Origin of the sequence: Corynebacterium marambiense, assembly GCF_016342275.1 — a bacterium.
Lineage (GTDB): Bacteria > Actinomycetota > Actinomycetes > Mycobacteriales > Mycobacteriaceae > Corynebacterium > Corynebacterium marambiense.
In genome coordinates this window covers 719769-736324 of sequence record NZ_JAEIOT010000007.1, presented here as the reverse complement: position 1 = coordinate 736324, position 16556 = coordinate 719769, and the positions used below count along the sequence as shown (strand labels likewise).

At 64.6% G+C, this 16556-nt stretch carries 15 protein-coding genes and 2 tRNA genes; 11 read left to right on the top strand and 6 right to left on the bottom strand.

Annotated elements, in window-relative coordinates; genetic code table 11:
• The first annotated feature begins 53 nt into the window (after window positions 1-53).
• On the top strand, window positions 54-593 hold the full coding sequence (locus JDV76_RS08360) for a hypothetical protein (protein ID WP_198736376.1): 540 nt from the start codon (window positions 54-56) through the stop codon (window positions 591-593).
• Between the two features lie 14 nt (window positions 594-607).
• A complete protein-coding gene (locus JDV76_RS08355; RefSeq protein WP_198736375.1) occupies window positions 608-1093 on the top strand; it encodes a hypothetical protein in 486 nt (161 codons plus the stop codon).
• A gap of 13 nt (window positions 1094-1106) precedes the next feature.
• On the opposite strand, the gene JDV76_RS08350 is transcribed toward JDV76_RS08355, so the two are convergent.
• A complete protein-coding gene (locus tag JDV76_RS08350; RefSeq protein ID WP_198736374.1) occupies window positions 1107-3176 on the bottom strand; it encodes a TPM domain-containing protein in 2070 nt (689 codons plus the stop codon).
• Between the two features lie 50 nt (window positions 3177-3226).
• On the opposite strand from JDV76_RS08350, the gene JDV76_RS08345 reads away from it, so the two are divergent.
• The 5 genes from JDV76_RS08345 (at window position 3227) to JDV76_RS08325 (ending at window position 9485) form a co-directional block, all read left to right on the top strand.
• Window positions 3227-3943, top strand: coding sequence for a YdcF family protein (locus JDV76_RS08345; RefSeq protein WP_232958983.1), 717 nt, complete (start codon window positions 3227-3229; stop codon window positions 3941-3943).
• 29 nt (window positions 3944-3972) lie between these two features.
• Window positions 3973-5268 carry a deoxyguanosinetriphosphate triphosphohydrolase gene (locus JDV76_RS08340; protein ID WP_198736373.1) on the top strand — a complete coding sequence of 432 codons (1296 nt, stop codon included), beginning with the start codon at window positions 3973-3975 and terminating at the stop codon, window positions 5266-5268.
• 144 nt (window positions 5269-5412) lie between these two features.
• The gene (locus JDV76_RS08335) at window positions 5413-6654 is read left to right on the top strand and encodes an MFS transporter (RefSeq protein WP_248140777.1); all 1242 of its coding nucleotides are present in this window, start codon (window positions 5413-5415) and stop codon (window positions 6652-6654) included.
• 18 nt (window positions 6655-6672) lie between these two features.
• On the top strand, window positions 6673-7032 hold the full coding sequence (locus JDV76_RS08330) for an ArsR/SmtB family transcription factor (protein WP_376992945.1): 360 nt from the start codon (window positions 6673-6675) through the stop codon (window positions 7030-7032).
• Window positions 7033-7412: 380 nt separating this feature from the next.
• The gene (locus JDV76_RS08325) at window positions 7413-9485 is read left to right on the top strand and encodes a collagen-binding domain-containing protein (protein WP_198736372.1); all 2073 of its coding nucleotides are present in this window, start codon (window positions 7413-7415) and stop codon (window positions 9483-9485) included.
• A gap of 127 nt (window positions 9486-9612) precedes the next feature.
• Here the strand turns inward: JDV76_RS08325 and JDV76_RS08320 are convergent, their stop codons facing one another.
• Window positions 9613-9870 carry a hypothetical protein gene (locus JDV76_RS08320; protein ID WP_198736371.1) on the bottom strand — a complete coding sequence of 86 codons (258 nt, stop codon included), beginning with the start codon at window positions 9868-9870 and terminating at the stop codon, window positions 9613-9615.
• Entirely contained in the window at window positions 9867-10361 is a 495-nt protein-coding gene (locus tag JDV76_RS08315; protein ID WP_198736370.1) for a guanyl-specific ribonuclease, read from the bottom strand. The genes JDV76_RS08320 and JDV76_RS08315 overlap by 4 nt, the downstream gene beginning before the upstream one ends.
• A 102-nt stretch (window positions 10362-10463) precedes the next feature.
• On the opposite strand from JDV76_RS08315, the gene dnaG reads away from it, so the two are divergent.
• Window positions 10464-12371, top strand: coding sequence for a DNA primase (gene dnaG / locus JDV76_RS08310; RefSeq protein WP_198736369.1), 1908 nt, complete (start codon window positions 10464-10466; stop codon window positions 12369-12371).
• Between the two features lie 23 nt (window positions 12372-12394).
• On the opposite strand, the gene JDV76_RS08305 is transcribed toward dnaG, so the two are convergent.
• The gene (locus JDV76_RS08305) at window positions 12395-13234 is read right to left on the bottom strand and encodes a class I SAM-dependent methyltransferase (protein WP_198736368.1); all 840 of its coding nucleotides are present in this window, start codon (window positions 13232-13234) and stop codon (window positions 12395-12397) included.
• A gap of 158 nt (window positions 13235-13392) precedes the next feature.
• On the bottom strand, window positions 13393-13641 hold the full coding sequence (locus JDV76_RS08300) for a hypothetical protein (protein ID WP_198736367.1): 249 nt from the start codon (window positions 13639-13641) through the stop codon (window positions 13393-13395).
• 236 nt (window positions 13642-13877) lie between these two features.
• On the opposite strand from JDV76_RS08300, the gene JDV76_RS08295 reads away from it, so the two are divergent.
• Complete coding sequence (locus JDV76_RS08295; protein WP_198736366.1) at window positions 13878-14828, top strand: ornithine cyclodeaminase family protein; 951 nt, start codon at window positions 13878-13880, stop codon at window positions 14826-14828.
• A gap of 55 nt (window positions 14829-14883) precedes the next feature.
• Here the strand turns inward: JDV76_RS08295 and JDV76_RS08290 are convergent.
• Window positions 14884-14956: transfer RNA gene (locus JDV76_RS08290), tRNA-Asn, on the bottom strand.
• Between the two features lie 190 nt (window positions 14957-15146).
• On the opposite strand from JDV76_RS08290, the gene JDV76_RS08285 reads away from it, so the two are divergent.
• Window positions 15147-15220 (top strand) — tRNA-Ile (locus JDV76_RS08285).
• 238 nt (window positions 15221-15458) lie between these two features.
• Window positions 15459-16262 (top strand): trimeric intracellular cation channel family protein, encoded by an 804-nt coding sequence (locus tag JDV76_RS08280; RefSeq protein WP_198736365.1) that lies wholly within the window; start codon window positions 15459-15461, stop codon window positions 16260-16262.
• Window positions 16263-16556: the final 294 nt, after the last annotated feature.

The following is a 16556-nucleotide window of genomic DNA, read 5'->3' as shown; positions in this document are numbered from 1 at the left end:
GGGTGCCCCGGACCGGGTCACCTGTTCACCGGAAGAAAGGTTGGCACACCGCCATGGAGAATCTGACCTGGGGACCACGGGAGACGTCCGACGGGCACACGACGCTGTCCCTCGCACTGGGGGACCGGGACGTTGCCGTTTTTGAGACCGAACCCGTGGACGATCACCTCGCCACGGTCGAGGGCGCTGAATGGCGGTTGTCAGCCCCGAAATCCGGCCCCCTCAGCGCAACCCTCGCCGACGGTCGGGTATTCACCGCGACGCCCAACAAACCCAGACTGGCCCGCGCTAAAACGATCACGGTCGACTTCGCCGGTGAATCGGAGGCAGTCTTCGTCAACGAAGCCCGCACGGACTGGGTCATCGAGGCCGCCGATGGGACGAAACTGGGACAGTTCTCCGGGGCGAACCACGGCGTCAGGAAGGTCATCGTGGAGATGGAACCCGACGTGACCCTACCGGTGGACCGCGCCGTGTTCGCCGCGTGGGTGTCCCGGATGGCCCTTGAAGCGAAGATGATCAGCTCGACCGTGGTGCTCACGGTGAGCCTGTTGATCCTGACTCCACTGATCATCTGGTTCTTCCTGAATTGAGCGCCGGAGGAACGATGTCTGCCGGGGACGAGGACAAGGCGGGGCTGTTCGCGGCAGAGTCTCCCGATCACTGGGTTTGGGCGGACGGTTACCTCAGGGACGGTCACGGTGACGTCATCGCGATGATGTCCGCCGGCGTGATCCACACCGTGGACGATCGGATACTGGTCGAGCGTTCCGCCCCGGGCCTCCGGTTCCGGTGCCGGGCCACGCTCTCGGGCGGTGAGGTCTACACCGTTCTCCAACAGGGACTCACGGTCCGCCGATTGACGGGCTACTGTGCGGGAACTCGGTACACCCTGCGCCGCCGCTCCCTGTTCCGCACCGACCGGGACATCATCGGGCCCACCGGAATCGTCGCCTCGACGCACCCGGATCTCAGGGGGGCACTGAAGGTCTTCGACGGCCCCCGGCACGCCGATCTGCCCATGATCCAGGGCATCGTGCTGTCGTGGGCGTGCGTCCTCGTCGATGCGGTGGAACACAACCTCAGGGTCTGACCCCGGGGTGGCGTCAGAATTTGCCGCCGAAAGACCCGCCGAGGTTTCCGCCGCCACCGCCGAAGCTGCCGCCGCCGCCACCGAATCCCCCGCCGAAGCCACCGCCTCGACCACCGTTGCTGAGGATCGAGTTGAGGACCATGCCGGCGACGAACGCCCCGTTCCCGCCACCACTGCGGCGATTCATCCGGCGCTCGTAGTCACGGATGTCCCGCTGCGCGGCAGCAAGTGCCGCATTCGACGCCGACACGCACTGCCCTGCCGCACGGGTGGCGGCCCGAAGATCTCCGTCACGGTCGTTGAGAGCCGTCGCGTGCAGCCGTTGGGCCGCCGCGAGGTGCGTCCGGGCGGTTCCGCCGATCACCCTGCCGCGGGTGGAGATGAGATCCTCCGCCGCCTGCAGAGTTGTCGTCGCGGTCCCCATCGCCCGGTCAAACATCTCCCGCCTGCGCCCCGCGTCAGCGGCCCGGGTACGGAAGGAATCGAGACGGTCATCTAGTTCTGCGTCGAGGGCGAGCAGCGTCTCCCACGTTCCCAGCGGGTCACTGTCGGCCCGGGCCATCGCCGCGGCGCTGTCCTTCTCCGCGCGTCCGGCGATCTCGGTGAGAGCAGAGTGATCGACACCGAGGCCGTCCCGCTCGGCGGAGGAGATGATCTGTCGGGCCTCGGCGATCTCAGCCCTGATCTCGTCGGCGAGTGGGCCGAGATTGGCCCGCGCCGCACGGATGTTGGATTCCCCGTGCTCCACCCCGTCGAGGAGCTTCTCCGCCTGCTGGAGAGCAGATTCGATGTGCCGGATGTCGTCCACGAGGCCGCCCTGCTGCCCGGCGGGCCTCGCGGCCAGTGCGCGGGCCCGTTCCATGGTGGACTCGGCTTCGTTCAAGTGCGCCTCGGCCAGATCCGGGTTGTCGTCCAGAGCGGACACCCACCCGGCGTCGAAGCGTTCGTGCAGCTGCTCGAGTGACTCGCGAGCCTGCGGAAGATCCGTGCGTAGAGCGATGGTCTTCTGCGTGAGCTCATCGAGGCGACTGTTGGCGTTGACCAGCAGATTCCGCATGGAGCTGAACTCGTCGGCCTTGGCCTCGAGTGCCTGGTCTGCCTTCTTGCAGCTGGTGATGATGTCGATCAGCATGCCCCGGCGGGTCCCGGCATCTTCGGGGACTGCGTCATCGAGACGTCGTTTCGTCGCGAAGGCCCGCTGCAGCGTCCCCGTCGAGTCGTTCATCGCGCGGGTGAACGGGCGCGTGCGTTCCGCGCCGAACTCGGACACCGCGAGATCGAGCTCCTCGCGGGCCCCCCTGATTGACTCGTCGGTGCTTACTAGCTCCTCCTGCGCCAATTGTTCGAGGACATCCAGCGGCATGTCCTCTAGCCGGTCCGACTGCTCCGGTGGTAGCGCCCGGGCATCGCTGACGAGAGCGGCGCGCTTCTTCCGGGAATTCTTCTTCGCGGAGCGCTTCACACCGACGAAAGTCGCCGCGGCAGCACCACCTCCACCGAGCAGGAACAACCACCCGGTGCCGGACATCCCGCCGCCGGAACCGGAGGCAGTATCGACGAGCGCGAAGGCGGAGCCAGTGAAGTCGGAGTCCACCAGATGGTCGTACGCCGCGTCACGCATGCGCTCGACCTCGGAGGAAGAGAACTCCTTCCCGTAGCTCAGCCCGTAGTCCCTGGATTCCACCGCCACCGCGTAGACGAGAACATTGGCGCCGTCATTGGCCCGGAACTCCCGTTCCGCCCATTCGGAGCCCTCAATGCCACCGAAGTCGCGCTCGAAGACAATGTAGATCTTCTTCGCCGAGGACTTCTGGTAGTCGCGAATCTTCGCCTCCAGTTCCGCGACCTGCCCTGCGTCCAGGACCCCGGCGTTGTCGGTCACCGTTGAGGTGAGCACTCCTGGCTGCTGCGCGACCACGGAGACTGATTGATCCGCCCATGCAGCCGGCGCACCGGTACCAAGGAGCGCCATCATCCCGATGGCACTCACTCCCGCCAGACGGACGGGGAGCCGGTGGAACAGCGGTGGATACGACGGCCGGGCGGCGCGGCGCGGACAGGGGGACGGTGCTGCGGAACTCATGGCCCAAGAGTACCGCGACGACGTACCGGAGCGATGACAGACTGGCGTGCATGAACCGTATGAGCGCAGTCGGCGTCATTGGCGCCGCGGTGGTGATGATCTGGCCTGTGCGGGTAGTCCTGCAGGCTCACCGCCCGACACCTGATCCGCGGTCGGTGCAGACCCTCATCATCCCGGGAACAGCCCAGTACGATGGCCGCCCCAGCGCCCAGTTCGCGGCCCGACTGGATCAGGCGGTGGAACTCTGGCGGGTCAACCCGTCCCTCCACATCATCACGGTCGGCGGGAACCTGCCGGGAGACCGGTATACAGAAGCAGGTGTCGGGGCGGACCATCTCCACCGCGCAGGAGTCGACCCGGGGGCGATCACCGCTGTGGCACAGGGCAACGACACCAGGGGCTCCTTCGCCGCCGCGTTGGCCGCATACCCGGATCCTGGTGGGGTCATCATCGTCACCGATCCCAACCACTGTCTGCGGGCCCGCCTGATCGCCCGGGAGGTAGGGTTCCGGAATGTGTCCACGGTCGGGGCGGCAGGGACCCCCACCCGGTTCCCGGGGAAGCACTGGGCGTGGACTCTGTTGCACGAGTCCGCTGGACTCGCGGTAGCTGACCTGCGTCGCCTACCCGGATTAGCCGGGGTGGCCGATATGCTGGAAAGGACACTACGCAAGGTCGCGGGCCGACTGAGACCGTCGAGAAACACCCGTTACCGTTACCTTGACCGCGACAAGAGCTGCGACGCAGAGAAACTGAAGTCCCCTTAGTCAACCTGATCAGGAGAAACCGACTGACCGTGGAGAGCCCCGCCCAGTACCACTACACCGCCGAAGATAGGGTGCGCTTCTGCGATGAGAACCCTAAAGGTAGCCAGATGTTCGCCGCATCGGTGGACAACCGCAGTGCTTTCTCACGCGACCGAGCCCGGGTTCTCCACTCCGCAGCACTCCGCCGACTCGCCGACAAGACCCAGGTAGTCGGGCCCCGGGACGGGGACACCCCCAGGACCCGGCTCACGCACTCCCTCGAGGTGGCCCAGATAGCCCGCGGCATCGCCTCCGGAATCGGCGTGAACCCGGATTTGGCGGATCTCGCCGGGCTCTGCCATGACATCGGGCACCCGCCCTACGGACACAACGGAGAGGTGGCCCTCGACGAGCTGGCCGCCGATTGCGGGGGCTTCGAGGGAAATGCCCAGACGCTGCGGATCATTGCGCGCCTGGAACCGAAGATCCTCGCACCGGACGGGTCCCCCCACGGTCTCAACTTGACACGAGCCTCCCTCGACGCCGCCTGCAAGTACCCGTGGACACGGATCGCGCCTGACGGGACGCCGCGCCGCAAGTACGGCGCCTACGACGAGGAGTCGGAGCTGCTCGCCTGGATCCGCGAGGGTCACGACCCACTGGACACCAGGCCCTCCATCGAAGGTCAGGTGATGGATTGGTCCGATGACGTCGCCTACTCGGTGCACGACGTCGAGGACGGCATCTGCTCGGGACGCATCAGCCTGAAGGTCCTGTGGGATCTTTTCGAGCTCGCGGAACTCGCGGAGAAGGGGGCTGAGGCGTTCGGCGGTGACCCGGAGGAGATGATCGCCGCAGCGGATTCCCTGCGCCAGCTACCCGTCGTCGCGGCAGCAGCGGACTACGACGGTTCGCTCTCCTCTCTCGTCGCGCTCAAGGCGCTGACCAGTGAACTCGTCGGCCGGTATGTGGGGGCCACCGTCGGTGCGACCCTCGGGGCCGTCGGTGATGAGCGGTTGGGCAGGATGCACGGACGGCTGGTTGTCCCACCGGCAGCCGCCGCGGAGGTCCAGATGCTCAAGACCATCGCGGTCCTCTACGTCATGGAGGAAACCCGCCACCAGCAACGGCAGAACCGGCAGCGGGAGCGGATCGCGCAGGTCCACGACTACCTGACCTTCGGTGCCCCCGGCACGCTGGACCCGATCTTCGCGGCCTGGTGGGCGGACGCCGACAGCGACGTCGCGCGTTCCCGGGCGATCATCGACCAGATCGCCTCGATGACGGAGTCCCGCCTCGAACGCACCGCGAAACAGGCCAGCGGCGTGGCGGGGTATTACATCTGACGTTTTTGCAGGCTCGGGGGAACGGGTGGTTGCGCGGATCCGTGAAGGCAGCCTAATCTACATACATGTGCACACCTATGCACATGTATGTAGATCTCCGGCCCCGGCCGGGGTATCCCCCGCGACGACAGAAACGAGCCCGGAGTGTCCACACCTACCAGCGCCCCACCACTGCTGAGTGTCCTCCGGCACCGTACCTACCGGAGGCTCTTCACCGCCCAGGTCGTCGCCCTGGTCGGCACAGGGTTGCTCACCGTCGCCCTTGGGCTCCTCGCCTTCGACATCGCGGGCGGCAATGCCGGACTCGTGCTCGGCACAGCGTTGACCATCAAGATCCTCGTCTACGTGATCGGAGCCCCGACCGTCACGGCGGTCGCAGCGAAGCTCCCTGTCAAGCCCGTTCTGATAACCGCGGACCTCCTCCGCGCCTCCATTGCGGTCTGTCTGCCGTTCATCCACTCCGAATGGCAGCTTTACGCTGCGATCTTCCTGTTGCAGGCCGCGTCGGCCACCTTTACCCCGACCTTCCAATCGGTCATACCGCTGGTTCTTCCCGACGAGGACGAGTACACCAACGCCCTCTCCTTGTCCCGGATGGCGTACGACGTCGAACAGATAACCAGCCCCGCTGTCGCGGCCCTGCTGCTTGCGGTGATGAGCTACCACAACCTGTTCATCGGAACGATGCTTGGTTTTCTTGTCTCCGCGGCGCTGGTGTTCGGGGCTAGGTTACCGGCCCGCCCCGAAACACAGGTGGAGGAATCCGGTTTCCTGTCCCGGGTGTTCCGCGGTGCCCGGATCATGGCGGCCGAGCCGGAACTCCGGGGCGTGCTCTGGCTCAACCTCGCGGTGGCCGCGCCGATGGCGACAGTCATGATCAACACCGTCGTGGTCGTCCGGGGAGAGATGGGCAGGAACGACACCGCTCTCGCGATCACCCTCGCGGGATTCGGCCTCGGGTCCATGGTCACCGCTCTCGCCCTGCCCCGGATCCTCACCAAAGTACCCGACCGTGCCGTGATGGTGGGAGGAGCAATCGCGGGAGCTACAGCCCTCGCCGGGCTCATCCTGCTGCTGACCGCTGGCGGTCAGCTAGACGGTGCCGGTGCCTGGTTGACGGCCATCGCCCTATGGATCGTCCTCGGATCCGCTACCTCTGCTCTGCAGACCCCCATGTCTAGGGTGCTGCGGCGGAACGTGGAACCCGAGTCCTACAGCTACATCTTCGCCGCCCAGTTCTCGTTGTCCCACGCCTGCTACCTCGCGACGTACCCGGCTGCCGGGTTCCTCGGTGTCTGGTTCGGACTGCCTGCAGCCACAGGTATCCTCCTCGCGATGACCCTGCTGGCGATCGTCGCGGGACTCAGGTCGTTCAAATCCCGGTAGCCGGTACCGTGAGAGGGCATGAAGATGAACCCGCGGAATCCCGCCACTTCTCTGGAACACGATCCACCGGTGTCTGGCGAGCTGCTGAACACCGGGGCCGCCACCCTGAAGCTCCTGGCCGAACCGACGCGTCTCCACCTCCTGTGGTTGCTCAGTGGCGCCGAGTACTCGGTCAACGATCTCGTGGCGGCCACGGGGATCTCCCGGACGGCCGTGTCCCAGCATTTGGCCAAGCTCCGGTCCGGAAACCTGGTGCAGACCCGGAAGGACGGGCGCCGCGTGATTTACCGGATGGATGACGGGCACCTCGTCCGGCTCGTGACCGAGGCCGTCAATCACGCCGATCACGTCATCAGCGGCGAACCCCGGCATGAGTAGGTTCGCCGGGGGTGGGGCGGGGGCATTTTCTGTCACGGGCCGGTGGGCCGCCCCCTTCCGTGAGAAGGTGAAATGCATGCCCGGGCGAAAGTAGTATTAAAGATACTTTTGGGAATGTACTGCCTGGGGTCTGCTACCTGTTGCGGGTTTCTCCGGGGGACGGCTATAAATTGAAGTTGACGTGTGGCCTGGTGCACAATTTTGGCAGTACGAAAATTGGTTCGAATTAGTTTTCGTGTCAGTTTTTTAAAGTGGTTCACGGCCATAACTCTGTCGAGTTGAGTCCGGAGAAATTCGGTGGAGCAAGGGCGGGGACAGTGTTCCGATGTGCACGTTTTGGAAGGAAAATACCCACGTCCTACTAGTCTGATGGGAAAAGAATGGCCATGATCGAGAACTCGGTGCACGGTCACCGGGTCAAGGGTGTCCTGAAGCGGGTGACCACCGTGAGCTCCGCTCTGATTCTGGGAATGATGACGTGTGTTGTTACCCCGGTGGCCAGCGGTGCAGAAGACGCTGTTGTATCAACCTGTGAGATTGATCCGATGAAGGACTATCGATCCTGGAATGTCGTCGCGTTCGAGGATCTCACGGTGAGCGCTGAGAGTGAAGGCTCGATGGGCGTCGGCGGAACCCTCAGTTTTCGTGAAACCAATGTTGCAACACACTCCAAGAACACTGCCAGAGCTGAAGGATATGATCGAACGATTGGCCTGGTTGTCGGAAGGCTGAATCTCGGAACTCCGACTTCTGGCGAGCTCAAGGTCTTGGATGGGGATCTGATCCTGGAAAATCGCGAAGGTGTCGAATTTGCGCGGGAGGGTGGCAGTGGAGAAGTACTCAAATTCGTCGTTGCCGAAGGAAAAAGCCGTGACAGTCGGCCCAGAGTCGTCCTGAACAATCGACTCAACAAAACGCTCCACGAGCCCGGAGCTTTTGGGAAGATCTTCGGGTCCCAGGACAACGCCCGGGAAATCAGCGCTCGGATTGCAGTTGCGGCCAGCGAGGGGCTTGGGGCCGAGCCGACGGTGACCTGGGAGGGGGCGAAGGTCAGTATCAGTCTGAAGCCGGGGGAGACGAATGTCTGGTCGGTGACCCCTGAGCAGATCAGTAAAATCACGGAGTTGAAGTTCCAGGGTGTCTCTCCCGGGGTCAATTCCGGTTCGGCCCTCATCGTCAACGTCGTTGGAGATGGACCGGTCACCTTCACGATGAACATGGCGGGCAACCGTGATCCAAGGGCGATCCTGTGGAATATGCCGGGTGTGGAACAGATCTATCAGAAGGGTGATTCACTCGATGGGTCAATTCTTGCACCACTGGCGGATCTTCAGAAGACCAAGGCAAACATCCAGGGAACTCTGGTTATAAAGGGAGGGGTCCTGGGGGGAAGCGAGCAACACTTCTTCCCGTTCACCAACAAGGTGAAGGTACCTTGTGAAGCCACCCCCGGTACCGGTTCCTTCTCGGTGTCGAAGAACGTCAATGGGGACTACACCCCCTCATCGGACGAGAAGTTCCGGATCACGTACGTGTGTGATGATGCGGACAATACCTCGGGAGTATTTGAGCTGCCCGGTGATGGCGTGCCAGTCAAGGGACCCGTCCTTCCTGAAGGAACCACGTGCAAGATCAGCGAGGAAACTTCTTCAGCGGAGCGTGACGGATACCTGGTCGAAACGACCTACACCGGCAACCCTGTGACCATCACGGCAGATTCCACGTCGGACGCACAGGTCACGAACAAGTACACCAAACCGGTTGCGGGATTCAGTATCACGAAGGCGGTGAACGGGGTCACCTCGGCACACCTTGATCCTGATCACGAGTTCAAATTTAGGTACTCGTGCAATGATCCGGACAGGTCCTCGGGAGAGGTTCTGGTTAAGCCGAACGGAGAAAAGGCGGTTGTGGTCTCTGATGTTCCTATCGGAACAGCCTGCGTTGTCTCGGAAGACACAACGGGTTCCCAGATCGCGGAATATACGCTGAAGGAACCTGCTGATCAGACCGTCACTGTTTCCACGGATTTCCCCACCGCGCATTTCGTCAATGATTACACCGTAGTAACGTCGACCCCGTCCTCCACGGTGACGACCCCGTCCTCCACGGTGACGACCCCGTCCTCCACGGTGACGACCCCGTCCTCCACGGTGACGACCCCGTCCTCCACGGTGACGACCCCGTCCTCCACGGTGACGACCCCGTCCTCCACGGTGACGACCCCGTCCTCCACGGTGACGACCCCGTCCTCCACGGTGACGACCCCGGGCGCTGCTCCACCGACGAAGACATCATCCATTCTTCCTGCGGAAAGCCAGCCGCCTGCGACAACTCCGCGGAATGTGGTACTCGCGAAGACAGGCGCTGACGTCAAGTGGCTCGTGTGCATCGCAGCAATCGCAGTGCTTCTGGGCGGTCTGCTGCTGGCGCTGAAACGGCGCAAAAACTGAGTGGCCGACTCCGAGGCGTGGGCTGAACTCTGAGTCAAATATCCGGATACGCCGTGATGTACTTCGGTGCTATCCGGAACCACACCGGATGATGAAGTGGTCCCCGTGGTGACAGCTCACCGGGGGATCACTTCATCTGCAGATCGACCCGGGCGCCGAGGAACACCCGGCACAGCAGGATCCGCCGTTCCCGGGGCCAGTGCGACAGATCGGGGCTCACCACCTTGCGTAGCCCGGTCCGCTCGCCGAGGAAATCCGCGAGAGCATCGAGATTCTTCGGGACGGGGCTCTCGGGGTCTGCGTCGCAGGCGTGGAACAGGGCGGCGAACCACGTGGTCTCGTTGGCCGCGGCGGCCGCTCCGAGAGTCACCGTCCGTGCGGTCATCGGTTTTCCTCCGCATCCGGGATCAGGCAGAAACTGTCGTAGTGGTCGTCCGTGTAGTACCAGACGTCCGGGTCCCGGTCGGAGCCGCCGCCGGTGATGATGCGGCGTTCACCGCGGTGCCTGAGACCCGGTGTCTCCACCGTGTACTCGCGGTAGTAGCTGTTGTTCTCCCGTGGCAGTCGGCGTTCGTAGTTGCCGAAGTGCTTTCCGTCGTGCGCGGGATGGTCGAACGGGCCACCGGCGAGGATGTCCTCCACCACCAGTTCGGCCTGTTCCGGGAGGGTGTCGAGGGGACAGGTCCGCTCCGCTTCCGCGGACGGGGTCCGGGTCGCCGACCGCGAGGGTGGGGCCTGTGTCGTCGATGGGCGGGCGGATTCCCGCGTCGGGGCCGAAGGTGGTGCGGGGTCCCCGCTCAGATCGATACCGAACCACGCCGCACCGAGCACGAGAACGGCTCCGGCGACGGCACCCAGCAGGCGGCGATTGTCCATTGCCCCATGATCGCATGAACACCGCGGCCTACCGGGACCCGGGTGGTGCGACGGCCCGTGGTCACTCCTCCGGTCCGCCGCTCCGGCACTACAGTGGTGGGCATGGCTAAGGGACGTATTCCGGAGAGTGACATCGCGGCGATCCGTGAGCGCACCCCGATCGAGGAGATCGTCGGGGAGTACGTCCAGCTCAAGCCCGCCGGCAGCGACTCCATGAAGGGCCTTTCCCCATTCAAGGACGAGAAGACCCCGTCGTTCCACGTCCGGCCGAACCGGGGCTACTTCCACTGCTTCTCCACCGGTGAAGGCGGGGACGTATTCAGCTTCCTGATGAAGATGGAGCAGATCCCCTTCCCGGAGGCCGTGGAGATCTGCGCCGAGAAGATCGGCTACCACATCAACTACGAGGGGGGCGGTCCCGGGCGCCGTGAGGAGCCCGGGACCAGGCAGCGGCTCGTCGCCGTGAACAAGGCCGCCCACGCCTTCTACCGGGAACAGCTCGAGACCCCGGAGGCCGCGACCGCCCGCGCATTCCTCACGGACCGGGGTTTCTCCGCCGAGCACGCCCGGAGCTTCGGCTGCGGCTACGCGCCCGGCGGATGGGACACCACGACGAAGTACCTGCTGCGTAAGGGCTTCGACGTCAAGGAACTGACCGCGGCGGGTGTGACCACGATGGGCAAGCGCGGCCCCATCGACCGGTTCCATCGCCGGCTGCTCTGGCCCATCCGCAATCTCGCGGGCGACGTCATCGGCTTCGGGGCGCGCAAGCTCTTCGATGACGACCAGATGGGCAAATACATGAACACGCCCGACACGCTGCTCTACCACAAGTCGAAGGTGCTGTTCGGGCTCGATCACGCGAAGAAGGCGATCGCCGCAGGGCATCAGGCTGTCGTCGTTGAGGGGTACACCGATGTCATGGCCATGCACGCCGCCGGGGTGACCACTGCCGTCGCGGCCTGCGGCACCGCGTTCGGTGAGGAGCACCTGCAGATACTGCGCCGTCTCATGCTGGACGACAACTACTTCCGCGGCGAGTTGATCTACACCTTCGACGGGGACGAGGCCGGGCAGAAGGCCGCCATGCGCGCCTTCGAGGGGGACCAGCAGTTCACCGGGCAGTCCTACGTCTCGGTGGCGCCCGACGGCATGGACCCGTGCGATCTCCGCCTCGAGCGCGGCGATGCCGCGGTCCGGGATCTCGTCGCCAGGCGGGTCCCTATGTTCGAGTTCGTCGTCCGGACGATGATCGCCGATTACCCACTCGATTCCGCGGATGGGCGCCTGCAGGCACTCCGCCGGGGCGTACCCGTCGTGGCGGGGATCAGGGACGAGACGCTCCGCAACGAGTACGCCCGACAACTCGCCGGATGGGTCGGCTGGGCGGATCCGACCGAGGTCCTCGACCAGGTCCGGGTAGAGGCCCGGCGGCCGAAGAGGAAGCAGGAGCCGCGGCGCGCCCGCCGGTTCGACAACACGGAGACGCCACCCGTCGGCGACCCGACGAAACCGGCGCTCGAGCTACCGGATCAGCGCACGCCCCGGCTCTGGCCGGAACGGGAGAGCCTCAAACTCGCCCTGCAGTACCCGGAGTACGCGGGGGAGTACTTCGACGGTCTGCCGGTGGACGCGTTCACGCATCCCACCTACCAGGCGATCCGCCAGGCCATCAGTGAAGCCGGAGGCTGCGGTAACGCCCACGACGGCGTCGACTGGTTGTCGAAGGTCGCCGGGGAAATGGATGATCTGGTCGGGCAGCATCTGGTCTCCGGTCTGGCAGTGGAGCCGATCCACTGCGAGGACGGGGAACTGGGCCGGTACGCCGACAGCGTGCTGTCCAGGCTGCAGGAGGTCCGCGTCGGCAACCAGATCGCGCAGCTCAAGGGGCAGCTGCAGCGGATGCGCCCCTCGGATGATGAACTGGCGTACAACTCGATGTTCGCCGACCTCGTCGCGCTGGAGCAGGCGCGTCGGGAACTTCTGGACCGGGCATTCAGGACCGGCTGAACCCGGCACCACCCGTCGGACCGTCAGTGGGGTGACAGTTCGATGGTCTTGACCCCGTAGAGGACACCGCCGCGGAGCATCCGGAACACCCTGGACACGATCTTCATGCTGATGCTGATCGGGCTGCACGTGTCATCGTCCCCGACCGCCCGCCAGCCCGGTGCCAGCGCCGCCAGATGGCGGGAATCCTCGATACCGAAGGTGTAGACGGCGCCGGTGCGCTTGGTGATCTCGGACCTGGTCGGGCGTCGGATGATACTCGCGTGGTGCGCATCGCAGACGAACCGCGCCGGGGCGGACATGTGCCGCCCGATGTCGGCGAGAATCTGTGTGACATCGTCGCGGGTCAGGTACATGAGCAGGCCCTCCGCGACGAACACGGTGGGTACCGTTGCATCGACGCCGTTGATCCACCCGGGTTCGGTAACGGAGGCGTCGATGAGTTGCGTGTCGTCGTCCGGGATCATCCTGGACCGGAGTTCCAGGACCTTCGTCCTGTCGATCCCGAGCCAGGACGCGTCGATGTCTGCGAGGCGTGACGCGCGGTTGCACAGACCGATGCCGAGGGTGACCACCTGAATCTTCGTTGCCTCGTGGTCGGCGGCGAACTGCCGGACGCGGCCGTCCATGGCCATCGACCGCCACACGGTTCCCGCGAGGTTCGATTTGCCGGTCAGCACGAGGTCGTGTGGGTCGGATCCGGCGGCCCGGCCGACCTCGACCAGTTTCCGCCACACCTCCCGGGCCTGATCGTCGTGCCATTCGGGTATGCGGTAGCGCTCACCCGCCGTGGCGCGCGAGTACACCGTAGTCGCCAGCGTTGCACCGACGTTGTCTCCGTAGAGGTCCGCTGTCGCGGTCATTTTCGTCCGCCTCTCACCTGGTGCCGACGGCCCCCGGTGCGGGCCCGTCGCAGGAGAAAGCCACCGTGGCCGCATCCTGCATCAGTGAGAATACGCCGCTTTGCAGCAGCGCGGAACGGTGGCGCGAAACGGTGGCTGTTGGGTGTACGAAACCGGGGTCAGTCCTCGTCGGGTTCAAGGATCGTCTGGTCGGCACCCGTGCCCCTCCGAAGATCCTTGACTTCCTTCATCCGGGGCTCCGGGTCAAGTTTGTTGGCGACGGCCTTCCTGGTTGCGGTGACAGCCGCGCGGGCGACCGGGGACTCGACCGCCATGGTGTACCCCTTCTTGAGCTGGTGGTACCGCTTTCGGCCGGCCTTGGTACCGAAGACATAACCTGCGGCCGCGCCGACGACGAACTGGATCATGTGTGGAGGATGCTCCTTGATAGGGGGCTTGAGGTCGATGTTCTCACTCTACCGAACGCGTTGACTGGCGGCACTGATCCGCGACCTGTGGCCGATCGATGCTGGTTGAACGAACCGCGCGCCCACCGGGTAGGACGGAAATGTTGTTAGTCTTGGGGCGGTTCCGCGCCCTGGGGCCGGTGGAGCGCGGGGACGGCGCACTATACGAACCTCCACCGATATCGCGAGGAGGATATGTGGCATTGTCCCGAACTGTCTGGTTCGACGCCGAGCAACTGCGCACGGCCGTCGCCATGAGCACCGTCATCGACCGGGTCCGTGAAGCACTGATCGGTCTGCACGAGGGGGAGTTCGAGATCCCGTTGCGCTTCGCCCCGGGGGTGGGAAACTTCCTCGTGATGCCGGTCCGGCATATCGCTAGCGAGACTCTCGCGGTGAAGTCGCTGTCAGCCAATTTCACCGGACGTCGACCGGCGCTCTCCGGGACGCTGACGTGGGAGGAATGGCACACCGAACGGCACATCGGCGCCGACGCCGCTGAGGCCACAGCCATGCGGACGGGCGCCGTCAGCGGTGTCGCGGCGGACCTGCTCGCCGCGCCCGATGCCCGTGACCTGACGGTGATCGGCGCCGGGGGACAAGCGCCCGACCAGATCCGAGCGGTCCTCGCAGTCCGCCCCATCAGCTCAGTCACGGTCGCCGCCCTGACCCGGGAATCAGCGGAGGCGTGTATCGCGCGGGTTGACGGCGAATTCCCGGATGTTCGGTTCATCGCCTCCGACGAACCCCGCGCCGCCGTCGCCGGTGCGGACATCATCTGCTGCGTCACTCCGTCGACGGAGCCTTTGTTCACCTTCAATGATCTCAAACCCGGAGCGCACGTCAATCTCATCGGGGCCTATCGCCCGGCGATGCGTGAGATGTCCGGTGCGGACGTCGCCCGTGCCCGATTGTTCGTCGATGATGTCGAGGCCGTCGCTGCTGAGTCGGGGGAGATCATCGAGGCTCTGGAGACAGGGGGGCTGGTGCGCGAGGATTTGCGCACCCTCGGGTCCGCTCTCGCCACGGGGGAAATGGGCCATGACCCCGCCCGCGTCACCGTGTTCAAATCCGTCGGTGTCGCCGTGCAGGACTGGGCGCTCATGCGTGCGCTCGTCGACACGACCGCTGTGGCCGGGTCGGACTGACGCACTGTACGACGAAAAGACCGGGCGGTGGGAACCGTCCGGTCTTTTCTGTGAGCTCCCCCAACTGGACTCGAACCAGTAACCCTTCGATTAACAGTCGAATGCTCTGCCAATTGAGCTATGGGGGAATATCGTGATTGTCTTCCGGGAAGCACCCGGGCAACGGAGAGTTACTATATCGGCGCCTGTCGGGGATGGCAAATCACCACTTCACGATCCCCTTCCGCGGTTTTGCTCCGGACTTGCCGGACCGGTGTGACCGGCGGGTTGTGGCGTGGTTATACTGTCACCCGACCGGCGATCACAGACCGTCGGAATGGGGCTGTAGCTCAGTCGGTTAGAGCCGCGGACTCATAATCCGCTGGTCCCGGGTTCGAGCCCCGGCGGCCCCACCGTGATACCCCGCTGCACGTGCAGCGGGGTATCACGCGTTTCGTGGTGGTCTCTCGACAGGGGCGGATATCCGAGTTGGGCCGCGATCCCGCGGTTCCGTCCCCCACTGTCTCTGGGTGTGGCGGGTCGCCGGATAACTTCGGGTGGCTGTGCGGGCGATAATGTCGGGGGTATTCTCATGATTACCCCCGGTGTGTGGGGTGGCACGGGGGGTTTATTCGTGGTCGGATGGGGCACATGCTCACCGTCGACCCCTCGATTCTGGGGATTTATCGCAGTCTTGACCTCATCGGTGTCCTGTTGAACGGCGCCATCGGTGGGACGATCGCCCGGCAACGAAACTTCGATATCATCGGGTTTTCCGTGCTCGCTCTGCTCTCCGCGCTCGGTGGCGGCATGGTTCGGGACACTCTGCTGCAGCAGGGGCCACCGGCGGCGATCGCCGAGCCGCTGTACATGGGTGTTGCCGTTGCAGGCGGGGTGCTGGCCATGGTCATTCATCTCAAGGGGCGGGCCTGGGAGTTGTTTCGGGTGCACGGGGATGCGGTGATTCTCGGGGTGTGGGCGGTGACCGGTTCGACGAAGGCGCTCAGCTATGGGCTGCCTGCGGCGTCGGCGGTGTTCATGGGGGTTCTCACGGCGGTCGGTGGTGGGATGATCCGGGATGTCGCGTGTGGGGAGATTCCGTCGATCTTCGGTGGGAACACACTCTATGCCACGCCTGCGATCACGGCGGCGACGACGATGGTCATGTTCAACTGGGCGGGTCATGATGGTGTGGGGATGATTGCGGCCACCGTCTGTGGTGCCGGTTTTGCGATTCTCGCGTACTGGCGTGGTTGGGTTCTGCCTGCGAATCCGGAGTGGGCGCCCGTGAATATGACGGCGGCTCAGATGGTGAAGGCGCTCAAGCGGGCGGAGCGCAAGGGGGAGCGTGAGGGTATTGCCGAGGGCCGGCGTGAGGGTCATGCAGAGGGTGTCGCCGAGGAGCGTCGACGGTGGCGGGATTCGGGTGGGGAGGACCCGGATGGTCCTGACTGATTCCGGGAGGTACTTTCATTCACTGTTCTGAGCTGGGACTATGCGCCAAAAAAATATAGACAGATATGTCTATATTGACCATACAGATCGGTACGGAGTAGGGTTGCTGACATGAGTTTCCGTCAGCCCCCGCGCATGTCTCCCGGCACCGCGACCCGAGTGGTCGCCCGCTGTCGCCCGTACATGTGTGCGCTGTGCCGCTGTCGCTGACTCTCGGACTCAGGCGTGATTGCTGTCGTTTGTATTGAACTGCGCGACGGAACGCCCGCATCTCCCGTGGAACCGCAGTCGGAC

Bases quoted from the DNA above. Each gene is read 5' to 3' on its own strand.
- JDV76_RS08360 (WP_198736376.1), top strand. From the start codon at position 54: ATGGAGAATCTGACCTGGGGACCACGGGAGACGTCCGACGGGCACACG.
- JDV76_RS08355 (WP_198736375.1), top strand. From the start codon at position 608: ATGTCTGCCGGGGACGAGGACAAGGCGGGGCTGTTCGCGGCAGAGTCT.
- JDV76_RS08350 (WP_198736374.1), bottom strand. From the start codon at position 3,176: ATGAGTTCCGCAGCACCGTCCCCCTGTCCGCGCCGCGCCGCCCGGCCG.
- JDV76_RS08345 (WP_232958983.1), top strand. From the start codon at position 3,227: ATGAACCGTATGAGCGCAGTCGGCGTCATTGGCGCCGCGGTGGTGATG.
- JDV76_RS08330 (WP_376992945.1), top strand. From the start codon at position 6,673: ATGAAGATGAACCCGCGGAATCCCGCCACTTCTCTGGAACACGATCCA.
- JDV76_RS08325 (WP_198736372.1), top strand. From the start codon at position 7,413: ATGGCCATGATCGAGAACTCGGTGCACGGTCACCGGGTCAAGGGTGTC.
- JDV76_RS08320 (WP_198736371.1), bottom strand. From the start codon at position 9,870: ATGACCGCACGGACGGTGACTCTCGGAGCGGCCGCCGCGGCCAACGAG.
- JDV76_RS08315 (WP_198736370.1), bottom strand. From the start codon at position 10,361: ATGGACAATCGCCGCCTGCTGGGTGCCGTCGCCGGAGCCGTTCTCGTG.
- dnaG (WP_198736369.1), top strand. From the start codon at position 10,464: ATGGCTAAGGGACGTATTCCGGAGAGTGACATCGCGGCGATCCGTGAG.
- JDV76_RS08305 (WP_198736368.1), bottom strand. From the start codon at position 13,234: ATGACCGCGACAGCGGACCTCTACGGAGACAACGTCGGTGCAACGCTG.
- JDV76_RS08300 (WP_198736367.1), bottom strand. From the start codon at position 13,641: ATGATCCAGTTCGTCGTCGGCGCGGCCGCAGGTTATGTCTTCGGTACC.
- JDV76_RS08280 (WP_198736365.1), top strand. From the start codon at position 15,459: ATGCTCACCGTCGACCCCTCGATTCTGGGGATTTATCGCAGTCTTGAC.